General features: G+C 34.9%; 9 protein-coding genes. 8 read left to right on the forward strand and 1 reads right to left on the reverse strand.

Annotated features, from left to right (window positions below; translation table 11 throughout):
• Positions 1 to 88: 88 nt before the first annotated feature.
• From D1606_RS02395 to D1606_RS02425, 7 genes are all read left to right on the forward strand, one after another.
• On the forward strand, positions 89 to 625 hold the full coding sequence (locus tag D1606_RS02395) for a D-glycero-alpha-D-manno-heptose-1,7-bisphosphate 7-phosphatase (RefSeq protein WP_119414427.1): 537 nt from the start codon (positions 89 to 91) through the stop codon (positions 623 to 625).
• Positions 626 to 763: 138 nt separating this feature from the next.
• Entirely contained in the window at positions 764 to 1864 is a 1101-nt protein-coding gene (locus D1606_RS02400) for an NADH-dependent flavin oxidoreductase (RefSeq protein ID WP_119414428.1), read from the forward strand.
• Positions 1865 to 2073: 209 nt separating this feature from the next.
• Positions 2074 to 2229, forward strand: coding sequence for a DUF1540 domain-containing protein (locus D1606_RS02405; RefSeq protein WP_119414429.1), 156 nt, complete (start codon positions 2074 to 2076; stop codon positions 2227 to 2229).
• Positions 2230 to 2835: 606 nt separating this feature from the next.
• On the forward strand, positions 2836 to 4368 hold the full coding sequence (locus tag D1606_RS02410; protein WP_119414430.1) for an NADH dehydrogenase subunit 5: 1533 nt from the start codon (positions 2836 to 2838) through the stop codon (positions 4366 to 4368).
• Positions 4365 to 6971, forward strand: a complete 2607-nt coding sequence (locus tag D1606_RS02415; RefSeq protein ID WP_119414431.1) for a DUF2309 domain-containing protein — start codon at positions 4365 to 4367, stop codon at positions 6969 to 6971. The genes D1606_RS02410 and D1606_RS02415 overlap by 4 nt, the downstream gene beginning before the upstream one ends.
• 68 nt (positions 6972 to 7039) lie before the next feature.
• Positions 7040 to 7405: a Na-translocating system protein MpsC family protein gene (locus tag D1606_RS02420; RefSeq protein WP_119414432.1), complete on the forward strand. Its 366-nt coding sequence runs from the start codon at positions 7040 to 7042 to the stop codon at positions 7403 to 7405.
• 21 nt (positions 7406 to 7426) lie between these two features.
• The gene (locus D1606_RS02425; protein WP_119414433.1) at positions 7427 to 7891 is read left to right on the forward strand and encodes a carbonic anhydrase; all 465 of its coding nucleotides are present in this window, start codon (positions 7427 to 7429) and stop codon (positions 7889 to 7891) included.
• A 422-nt stretch (positions 7892 to 8313) separates the two neighbouring features.
• On the opposite strand, the gene D1606_RS02430 is transcribed toward D1606_RS02425, so the two are convergent.
• A complete protein-coding gene (locus D1606_RS02430) occupies positions 8314 to 9324 on the reverse strand; it encodes a M23 family metallopeptidase (RefSeq protein ID WP_369973729.1) in 1011 nt (336 codons plus the stop codon).
• Positions 9325 to 9623: 299 nt separating this feature from the next.
• Here D1606_RS02430 and D1606_RS02435 point away from each other — a divergent pair, with 299 nt between their 5' ends.
• Positions 9624 to 11519 (forward strand): PrkA family serine protein kinase, encoded by a 1896-nt coding sequence (locus D1606_RS02435; RefSeq protein ID WP_119414502.1) that lies wholly within the window; start codon positions 9624 to 9626, stop codon positions 11517 to 11519.
• The last annotated feature ends 142 nt before the right edge of the window (positions 11520 to 11661 follow it).

An 11661-nucleotide genomic window follows, 5' to 3' on the forward strand; every position in this document is an offset into this window, starting at 1 on the left:
GCATTCCATAACAATAACGACACATATTTATTAAAAACAATATTACTGGTAATACTAAGCTCCAGAGAATATTAAGGGTGTGATGTAGATGAAAAAAGCAGTATTTCTCGATAGAGATGGAGTGATCAATGAAGTTTTAACGAAGAGAGTAAAATTTGTGAATAAACCAAAGGATTTATATTTTCTACCAGGTGTTCCGGAGGCTATAAAAAATTTGAATGGTTATTTTGACTACATATTTGTCGTAACGAACCAAGGTGGAGTAGGATTGGGATTTATGAAAGAAAAGCAACTGATCCAGATTCATGATTATATGATAAAGGAGTTAAAGAAGAAAGGCGCAATCATAGACGAAGTTGTATATTGTCCTCATAAGCCAAAAGAAGGTTGCGCTTGTCGAAAACCAAACAGCAAGCTGATTGAAGATCTTGCTTACAAATATGATGTGGATTTGACCAAATCCTATATGGTCGGTGACACTGATACAGATATAATGGCAGGAAAAAAAGCTGGAACTAAAGGGATATTCCTTGGGGAAAGTGACTCTCTTGCTGATGCCGTATTTTCAGACTTACTTAGTGCAGCTGATTGGATTATAAAAGATACAACCAATCCAATTCTTTGACACATAAAATCTATATGGATACGATATAAGTAAATATTATCCATGTTGAAATTATATAAGTAAACAATTGCCTTTAAGGTGAAAGGATAAAAGGGTTGAAGAATCCCTATAGATATTATATTGAGGAGCTGATAATTGATGAATTTGTTTGAAAACTATACATTTCCAAATGGTATCTCTTTAAGAAATCGAATTGTTATGGCACCAATGACCAATTATTCTAGTAATGCCGATGGTACAGTATCAGATGAAGAAGTGGCATACTATGCACGACGTTCGAATGGTGTTGGCATGGTAGTGACTGCTTGTACATATGTCGCAGAAAATGGAAAAGGTTTCCCTGGTCAGTTTGCAGGATATGCTGATCAATTTATACCAAGTTTAAAACGCGTGGCTGATGCTATTCATGAAGGTGGAGCAAAGGCAGTATTACAAATTTATCATGGTGGTAGACGTTCTATTCCAGAAGAAGTACCGAATGGCGAACTTGTAAGTGCGAGTGACGTTGCTTTTCCTGGCAATGTGACACCACGTCCCTTAACAATAGAAGAGATTAAAGAAATTATTAATGCGTATGGAGAAACTACTCGTCGCGCAATTGAAGCTGGGTATGATGGAGTTGAAATTCATGGAGCAAATACGTATTTACTTCAACAATTTTTCTCAGGTTATACCAATCGTCGGACAGATGAATACGGTGGTTCTATCGAAAACCGTATGCGATTCCCATTAGAGATTGTGGATGAAGTAAAACGTGTTGTTGAAAAATACGCGACAAAACCGTTTATCGTTGGTTACAGATTCTCACCAGAAGAGGAAGAAGAAACGGGAATCACGATGGACCAAACTGTGAAACTAGTTGATGCATTAGCAGATAAGGGATTAACGTATTTACATGTTTCACAAACAGAATTCTTTACAAAACCTCATCGCTTTAGTGGAGATAAAAATAAATCACGTGTTGAAATTTTGTTGGAAACGATTAATGGACGTACTCCATTTATAGGAGTTGGCTCTATTTATTCGTTGGAAGATGCTGAAAAGGCAAGTGAATCAGGAATCGATTTACTTGCACTTGGGCGAGAACTTTTGATCGAACCAGATTGGGTCAAAAAAGCCGAAGCTGGTGATCACAATATTTCAACTGAAATGGATCAAACAAAACAGAAAGAACTTGTTATACCAGATCCAATGTGGAAAATGTTAAATAGACCTGGTTGGATTCCAGGCATGGGATAATATTTGTTTAAGCTTTTTTCCTTTGAAATATTAAGAGGGTTGCAGTAGTATAACTTGAAATGAAAAAGTATTTAAAGCACAAAAAGACTCAAAAGGTCTTTTTGTGTTTTTTTTATGGAAGGAAAGAAGATTGAGAAATTTCGTCAATTGCATATAGTATCATCATAGTGATTCCTGTCAATACTAGTCTTTGAAGGAGGTGTTGTACGATGGCAAAAGATGTTCTTTGTGAAGTAAGTAACTGTACTTTTTGGCAAAAAGGAAATCAATGCACTGCACATGAAATTTATGTAGTCAGCAATAGAGGGGGACAGGCCTCTACTACTGAGGAGACAGATTGTAAAACATTTAAACCAAGAAAGTAATTTTGGTATATCTTGGGTGTCTAAGTGAAATCCACAGGACAGCCCTACTTTCAAACATTCATAGCAAAGGGCGTGTCTCAAAAGGTTTTTTCAGACATGCCCTTTTGTTATAAATAGTATTGATAATAATTATCATTTTCATACATAAATATAGTGTGGAAATATGAAAAAATGTATGAGCTCATTTCTGTAGTATAACAAAAAGTATTTCATCTAACTGTCTTATACTTTAACTTGACAGAATCTTTCATTAATAGTATCATTTTTTCAAGAAGTCATTTACAAGATGTTTTCTTCAAATATATAGAGCTTTAGCAAAGAGTTATATCTGATATGGCTATTTGAAAAAGTTAATCTATATACTAACAATACGACAATAGATTTTAAAGTTTCCAGAATAATAGGAAGCTTAATAAATATTAGGTAGGCTATTAAAAACCCTTTTGGGCTAGTTAAAAGTAAACCGATAATTTCCAAAATTCAATGGTGTAATCCGTTGAATTTAGAGATTATCGGTTTTTGTTTTATCAAATATTTTATTCTTTAAAAATAGGAATAACTGGCGAATTTTATTTGCCTTTCATCCATTCAAGGGGAGGATGTTGGATGTTGAATTTTTTTGAGATGATTCCATGGATAACAATATTTTTTATATTGTTAGCTGTTTCCGTAGTTAGTGCATTAATCTTGTTAGTACCAAGAATTCCTGTAAGTTATATACGCGTTCATATAGGTATTATTGCATTACCACCAATTATTGCTTTATTGGCATTAGTTTTTAATAATGAGAGCGTGATAATAGGGCCTTGGCATTTTGATTCTTTATCATGGCTATGGTCAACATTTGTTTTAACCATTGGGTTAATCGTTCAACGTTATTCGGTGCATTATTTATTTGGAAATCGGGCTTATCGAAAGTATTTTGCATTATTAACAGTCATGACAATTGCAGATTCTCTCGCATGGTTAAGTGATGATTTGCGATTACTTATGCTTGGATGGGGTGTTACACTTCTTGGATTAGTATTGCTAATCGGCATGAGGAAGGAATGGAAAGTTGCTCGGCATGCTTCTAAGATTTCGAGTAGATATTTTGCCATCAGTTGGTTGATCTTATTAATCGCAATTGTATGGATTGAGCAAGTTACGGGGCATTGGCATTTGTCGCAAATACTAAGTCAAGAAAGCCTCGAACAATTCAAAACTTGGGAGAAAACATCGATTAATCTTTTACTGTTGTTATCAATTTTTATTCCTGCAGCACAATGGCCTTTCCAACGGTGGTTGCTAGACTCAGTAGTTGCTCCGACACCTATTTCAGCTGTTATGCATGCAGGTATTGTAAATGCAGGAAGTATCATGCTGACACGTTTTGCACCACTTTTTAATGGTGATTCAGTACAAGTTGTTTTACTTATTCTATCTAGTGTTTCCGTGTTAGTTGGAACAGGGATTATGCTCGTACAAGTTGACTATAAACGCCAACTTGTAGGTTCTACAATAGCACAAATGGGATTCATGTTAATCGAATGTGCTTTAGGAGCATATTTAGCTGCAATTACTCATGCAGTATTACATGGCCTGTTTAAGTCGACGTTATTCTTACAAGCTGGTTCAGCTGCTAAACGAAGAGAACCAATAGTTCATAAACGCCAACTTTCTTCAGTGATCTGGATGATATTCGGTGGGGTATTAGGATTAGGTTTAGGCATTGCATTTTGGCTTACTTCTCCTACTGATGGGTATCAATTCGTAAGTGCAATTATTTTAGGGTGGTCTGTAGCTCTTGCTTGGACACAACTTGTTGCTTTTGGGGCTGGACATATTGGAAGAATCGTAGGAGCGATTTTATTTGTTGGAGCGGCAATTATATTCCAATTAGTGCATACAGGATTCCATAGTCTTTTGTATGGTGTCATCCCGAGCGAAACTACACAATCTATTTTTATGGGGATTTTACTTTTAAGCATTTTAATCGTTGCAAGTGTCATTGGAATATGGTCAATTCGTAAAAATTCCAAGACATCAATTACTATTTATCTTTGGTTAATACGTTTAGGTGAACCGAAAGGTAATTTAGTAGAAAGTCACCCAAAATATCTGACACAATTACTATCTCGAGGAGGTAACGTACATTGAGTACAGCATTAAATTTAAACTTTGAAAAGGAAAATAATTACCTTAGTTTTGATATTAATGATTTAGTGAAAGCCGCTAGTGATACAATCGTACCGTTAGGAAACATCAACCAATTCGCAGCTCGTAGTCCTTGGTCAGAATTAGAACACCAAACCTTTGAACAAGTAGCGCGTCGATTAAAAGATACATGTGATGTAGACATTTACCCAAATAAAGAAATGCTATTTTCTGCATATGAAAAAGATAAGATTGATCCAAAATATTTAGAAGCAGGAGTGTCAGCTTGGCTTGATCGACAAGGTTTAGAATTACCAAGAAGCGTTGCTGAGCAATACTGCCTTCACGCACTTAAGATTCATCAGCAAAATGATCATTTTTCACAAGATGAATTAAAAAAATTAGCATTAGAACTCAATCATTATAAACCACAAATCCCTCGAAATTATACAGTTCTTACAATTAGTCAACGTATCGAAAAGATGGGGAAAGAAAAAATAGCCGAGGAACTAAATATACACATGATTAAATGGTGTAAATTGTATTTGGATGAATCACAAGCTGTGTGGTCTATGCCTAATCGAGAACAGGGGTTTTATAAAGCTTGGAAGGAAATAGTTCCATATGATCCAGCACTAAATCACCATTTGCGTAAACAATTGAAGCATTTACCTGAAGATGCAGAACACGCTTTAAGGGATATGCTAATTGATTTAAAAGTTCCTGAATCTCAAAGACAAGATTATCTAGAAGCTCATTTACTTGCTTTACCAGGTTGGGCTGGGATGATGCTTTGGCGTTCTCAACAATCTACTCAAGAAGAAAAACTATTATTAGAATATTTAGCAGTTCGAGTATCTATGGAGTATGCAATGGTTCAATCATTTCTCCCACTACAATCTCAAAAAGATGAGGAAGTATCTATTGAGTCATTGCTACTCAATTGGACTAGATGGGGCAATATGCAAATTTCTGATTGGTCAAAATTAACAGCTACAGAAACAAGAGCGCGTTTGTTACTTGCTGACCGTTTTGATGAATTTGTTTGCAGTCGACTTTGGTTAGAGGCGTGGGAGAAAACATATGAAGCTCAAATAAAAGAAATGATCTCATCACAGCAAAGAAAAGTAAAAGTACAAACAGATTCTATTAAGGCACAATTTGCTTTTTGTATTGATGTGCGATCAGAACCTTTCCGTCGACAACTAGAAAAAGTTGGTCCTTTCGAAACATTTGGAACTGCTGGCTTTTTCGGTTTACCGATTGAAACAACAAAACTCGGAAGTAAGCATAGTCATGAATCTTTACCTATTATGTTTAAACCTCAGTATAAAGTAGTTGAAGCAGCATCTGATACCGACTTAAAACAATATAAGGAACGTGAAAATACAGCTAATTCTCTGAACTATACATTCCATATGATGAAACATAACATGTTTACAAACTTATTATTGCCAGAGATTAGTGGCCCTTGGCTAAGCTTACAAACCTTAGCGAGAAGTTTTGTGCCACAGAAAGCTGGCAAAGCAATACGTAAGATGAGAGAAAAATGGTTACACAAGCCAGCTACAAAACTTTCACTTGACCATATGCATACAATTGACGCTGAGTTACCAGTAGGATTTTCTGAAAAAGAGCAACTATTTTATGCACGACAAGCTTTGAAAATGATGGGGCTGACAGATCACTTTGCACCATTAGTTGTTATTTGTGGTCATGCTAGTCATAGTACAAATAATCCGTATTCTTCTTCTCTAGATTGTGGTGCATGTGGGGGAGCTTCTAGTGCATTTAATGCACGTGTATTAGCAACTTTATGTAATCTCCCGAAAGTAAGAGAAATGTTAAAACAAGATCATATAGTTATTCCTCAAGATACTATTTTTGTAGCAGCTGAGCATATCACATCACTCGATGAGCTTCATTTTGTTTATGTTCCAGAACTTACTGAAGAAGCACAAGAATCATTAGAGTATGTACAAACAAAATTGCCAGAAGTTCGAAAAGAAGCTAATGCAGAAAGAATCGTTCAATTACCTACTTTAGAAACAAATTGCAAAAATCCGAGTGAAGAGATTCAACGTTTTGCAGAGGACTGGAGTGAGGTACGCCCGGAATGGGGATTGTCCCGTAATGCAGCATTTATCATTGGGGAACGTAAACTTACTGAAGCATGTGATTTGGAAGGTAGGGCTTTCCTTCATAATTATAATTGGAAGTATGATGAGAATGGTGAAATACTGGCCAAAATTATTGCAGGACCAGCTAAAGTTGCACAATGGATTAACCTGCAATATTTTGCATCTACTGTAGCACCTCATTATTACGGAAGTGGCAACAAGACTACTCAAACTATAACTGCAGGTGCAGGAGTTATGCAGGGGAATGCAAGTGATCTATTATTTGGTCTTCCATGGCAGTCTGTTATGAAATCGGATGATGAGGCCTATCATGAACCTTTGCGCTTATTGGTAGTGATTCAAGCCCCCAAAAAACATATCCAAAGGCTATTAGAAAGTAATCCAGCATTTCTTCAAAAAATACACCATGGTTGGATTCGATTATCATCAATTGATTCTGATGGCACATGGATAAGCTGGTCATAATCATTTACTTTGATGTTATGGTATTATAACTGTTATCACAAAATGATTATTTATAGGGGATAGGAACAATGGATAAAACAAAAGGAACTATGGAATCAGAAATAAGTAAAGCATTAACTCATTGGGAAAAGAGTTATCTAGGACGGGGATCAGTTTCAGTTAAGTCTGATATATTACGCGATATGATTATTGTAGATTTACGTGGGATCCTGACAAAAGCTGAATACTCCGTGTGCAAAAATAAGGAAGGACTACTATCAGTAAAAGAACACCGTAATAGCTTGGTAGAATCAGGTTTGGATGAATTAAAACAAATCATTCTAGATATTACAGGTGAAGAAGTAGTAAGTTTTCACACCGACCTTAGTACTAAAACTGGAGAACGTGTAATGCTGTTTAAACTTTCAGCTGATTTGCAAAGTAAATTATCCTAGACAAAAATTGAGGTGAAGTTAATGTGTAGAAATGGAAAAAAGAAAACTCTATTCATAATAGATGGCGAATACAAATTGGAATTTTTGATGAAACAGGCTAATATTATGGACCCTGAAAATTTAGTAGTAGTAGAAAATAATGGGGCATTAATTTCACAATATTTTGATGAGATAATGAGAGAAATAATTATAGTTGTTTATAAAGAAAATATTGAAGAAATTTTTGTAGTTGCTTCAAAAAAATATGCACGGAATACAAAAGAAGTAGTAAGTAGAATATATGAGAATAAAAAAATGAAAGATAAAATACAAGAGCTAGATTATTTATTTAAAACTTGTAAGCCTGAATTTGCAGGAAATAGTGTTAGCGAATGGCTACAAAACACTAATAATATAGTAGAAACGTTGAAATCTAATGTAAATATGATTAAAACTCACCCTTTACTTCCACCTCATGTGCAAGTGACTGAATTATATATTGATTAATAATAGAAATACGGAGAAGCCAACAAATTTGTTGGCTTCTTTTATTACTATAGAGAGCCTTCCAAATCGTCTAATGTTAATAGTAGTTTATGTAAATCGATAATACAGTCTTCAACATGATAACAACAGTCAAAATGGAGGCTATAAATAATAGATGTTATTTTATTTCTAACGTCTTCATATACAAGGTTATTATTATTTGTAATGTGCTGCTCCAAATGATTCAAACAAAATCATCCTTCCATTATTAGTTTTCTATTAGTATGTCTAAAAAGTTATAGATTTATTCTATTAAATTAAAAATAACAACAGATTTTAATAAATTGTTAAACGTCTGTTTAAAAGGGCTAAATTACATATAATAATCATAAAAAAACAGTTGGAAGAGGTATCATCCTCCAACTGCTTTTTCTTGAATAAGATTAACCATTTTGCTTTTGTTTCGCTTCTTTTGTTTGTCTTTCCCATAGTAAAAGGGATGGGTAAGGATCAAACGCCCATTCAGTACGACCATTAAATTTATAAATGCCGTAATGGAGATGTGGTGGGAATTTACCTGATGTACCTTCTTTTCCATATCCAGAACTACCGACAAATCCGATAACTTTTCCAGGCTCTACAATATCGCCTACTTGAATGTCTTTGCTGTATGAAGATAAATGGGCATAGTAATGATAAGAATTATTTTGATCCCTTATACCAATTCGCCATCCGCCAAACTGATTCCATCCTTTTGTTTCAACTACACCATAGGAAGCAGAGAGTACAGGAGTTCCATACCCAGCAAATACATCTGTTCCTTCGTGAATTCTTCTTCCACCCCATCCGCGGTTGGCTCCCCAAGTTCCTCTATAGCTGTAATCGTAGCCAAGTGTAATCGGAAATGAATGCTTGTCCAAGTTGAGGGTATTAAAATGCTCAAATAATTTTGCATTAGTTAAGATTTGGTTTACTACTTTATCGTCTTTGTAATAATCCCATAATGCTAATTTGAAGTCATTTAGGGTAGGACCAAATTGACTTAGATATGTTGCCATTGTAAACATGACATCTTTATCATCATCAGAGTTTGCAATACCATCCTTATTTCCGTCAAGCCCCATTCCGCCAAAATAATTAATCGTTGCTGGTGAAGTATCTTGGATTAAAGGATTGAATGGACCAGCCCAGAATTCGTCCGAAAATTGAATAGCGATGACGCTATTACGTTTGGGGATATCTTTTCGAACTAATTGTATATTCCGCTCATATTGATCAACGGCAGCCAAAAAATACCAAGGAACAAGTAAACGTTCATATTGTACGTAATGGTTCATCCGCTGCTTCAAAATCTCTTCTCTTGAAGGAGTGGTTCCTTTTGCGTATGCATCCAAAGAGAATAATGTGCTAAATATCATGATACAAGTTATTACAGAAAGTAAATTCCTGGGCAAATTTATACATCCTCCTTTCCATATCAATTAGAATATCCGAAAATTCATTTTCCATGAGCAAAAATTACATATTGTTTATCAGTTTGTCTATCCTATTGATATAGGTTCAAGTCTTTTTTGATTAACAAATGATGACTAGTTAAATAAAGCAAAACAATTTTCATCACAAAGAAAAAAGATTTTTACCATAAAGAGTAGTTTTTCTCTAAATAAAATTCATCAAAAAAATAGTAATGGTTATCATTAACCCTCCAATTTCATACTATGAAATAAAACAGGCCTGAATGGAGGGAAAAGCTATAGACATCTTAAACAAGTTTAAGAGTTATCGTGAAGAAGAAAACAGGCTTAGATGGGAAGGGACTTTTGCTGAGTATTTAAATATTGTAAAAGAAAGACCTGAAGTAGCTCAAACAGCACATTCGCGCGTGTACAATATGATTAAAAGTTCTGGTTTAGAGGAAAAAGACGGGAAAAAGTTATATCAATTTTTTGGAAAAGAAATTTTTGGGCTTGAATCAGCAATTGAAAGACTGGTTGAGGAATATTTTCATCCAGCAGCTAGAAGATTAGATGTGCGTAAACGGATTTTATTATTAATGGGACCAGTAAGTGGTGGTAAATCGACAATTGTGACATTACTAAAAAGAGGATTGGAGCAATATTCACGAACAGATGAGGGAGCCGTTTATGCCATTAAGGGATGTCCGATGCATGAAGATCCACTGCACCTTATTCCTCATCACCTGCGAGATGATTTCTTTGACGAATTTGGTATTCGTATAGAGGGGAATTTATCTCCATTGAACACAATGCGACTTGAGCAAGAGTATGGGGGACGCATTGAAGATGTGATGGTTGAAAGGATTTTCTTCTCTGAAGACAAACGTGTTGGTATTGGAACATTCACACCATCTGATCCTAAATCGCAAGACATAGCCGACTTAACAGGTAGTATCGATTTTTCTACAATTGCAGAGTTTGGCTCTGAATCAGATCCACGCGCTTACCGTTTCGATGGGGAGTTAAACAAAGCTAACCGAGGTATGATGGAATTCCAAGAAATGCTGAAATTAGACGAAAAATTCTTATGGAACCTTTTATCTCTCACCCAAGAAGGTAACTTTAAAGCAGGAAGATTTGCATTAATTAGTGCAGACGAACTGATTGTTGCTCATACAAACGAAACAGAATATCGCTCGTTTATCTCCAATAAAAAGAACGAAGCACTGCATTCGAGAATTATTGTCATGCCTATACCTTATAACTTAAAAGTCAGTCAAGAAGAAAAAATTTATGAAAAAATGATTAGAGAAAGTGACATGAAGCATATTCATATCGCACCTCATGCGCTAAAAGCTGCAGCAATTTTCTCAGTATTAACTCGACTTGAAATTCCGAAAAAGCAAGGTATCGATTTAGTTAAGAAAATGCGTCTATACGATGGAGAAAGTGTTGAGGGATATAACTCAGTGGATGTGGATGATTTAAAAAAGGAATATCCAAATGAAGGTATGAATGGAATCGATCCACGTTATATTATTAATCGAATTTCTTCTGCAATTATTCGTAAGAAAGTTCCATCTATCAATGCATTAGATGTATTACTGTCACTTAAGGATGGGCTTGACCAACATGCATCTATTAGCCAAGAAGATAAAGAAAAATATATGAATTACATTGCTGTTGCAAGAAGAGAATATGATGAAATTGCGAAAAATGAGGTACAAAAAGCATTTGTTTATTCCTATGAAGAATCTGCAAAAACACTGATGAATAATTATCTTGATAATGTCGAAGCCTTCTGTAACAAAAACAAATTGCGCGATCCTCTTACTGGTGAAGAGATGAATCCTGATGAAAAGTTAATGCGTTCGATTGAAGAGCAAATAGGCATTTCAGAGAACGCGAAAAAAGGATTCCGCGAAGAAATCCTTATACGTATATCCGCTTATGCAAGAAAAGGAAAACGTTTTGAGTATAATTCTCATGAAAGATTAAGAGAAGCTATACAAAAGAAATTGTTTGCCGATTTGAAAGATGTTGTGAAGATTACAACTTCTTCAAAAACACCAGATGAAACACAACTTAAGAAGATCAATGAGGTTGTTGCTACATTAATCGATGAACATGGGTATAACTCAACTTCAGCTAACGAATTGTTACAATATGTAGGTAGCTTATTGAATCGTTAAGCACCGAATAGGAGTGTCCACATAATTTTTAGGACACTCCATTTTTTTATCTTAAAAAGTTAAATAATTATAAAAGTTAGCATAGTATAAGAAAAGGATTTTTTCTACAACTAGGATTAAAATGATAGCTTTCTAGATGATG

The sequence above is a fragment of the Rummeliibacillus sp. POC4 genome, assembly GCF_003576525.1.
GTDB lineage: Bacteria > Bacillota > Bacilli > Bacillales_A > Planococcaceae > Rummeliibacillus.

What these genes read in the sequence shown, in the direction of transcription:
- D1606_RS02395 (WP_119414427.1), top strand. Translation starts at nt 89, where the DNA reads ATGAAAAAAGCAGTATTTCTCGATAGAGATGGAGTGATCAATGAAGTT.
- D1606_RS02400 (WP_119414428.1), top strand. Translation starts at nt 764, where the DNA reads ATGAATTTGTTTGAAAACTATACATTTCCAAATGGTATCTCTTTAAGA.
- D1606_RS02405 (WP_119414429.1), top strand. Translation starts at nt 2,074, where the DNA reads ATGGCAAAAGATGTTCTTTGTGAAGTAAGTAACTGTACTTTTTGGCAA.
- D1606_RS02410 (WP_119414430.1), top strand. Translation starts at nt 2,836, where the DNA reads ATGTTGAATTTTTTTGAGATGATTCCATGGATAACAATATTTTTTATA.
- D1606_RS02420 (WP_119414432.1), top strand. Translation starts at nt 7,040, where the DNA reads ATGGATAAAACAAAAGGAACTATGGAATCAGAAATAAGTAAAGCATTA.
- D1606_RS02425 (WP_119414433.1), top strand. Translation starts at nt 7,427, where the DNA reads ATGTGTAGAAATGGAAAAAAGAAAACTCTATTCATAATAGATGGCGAA.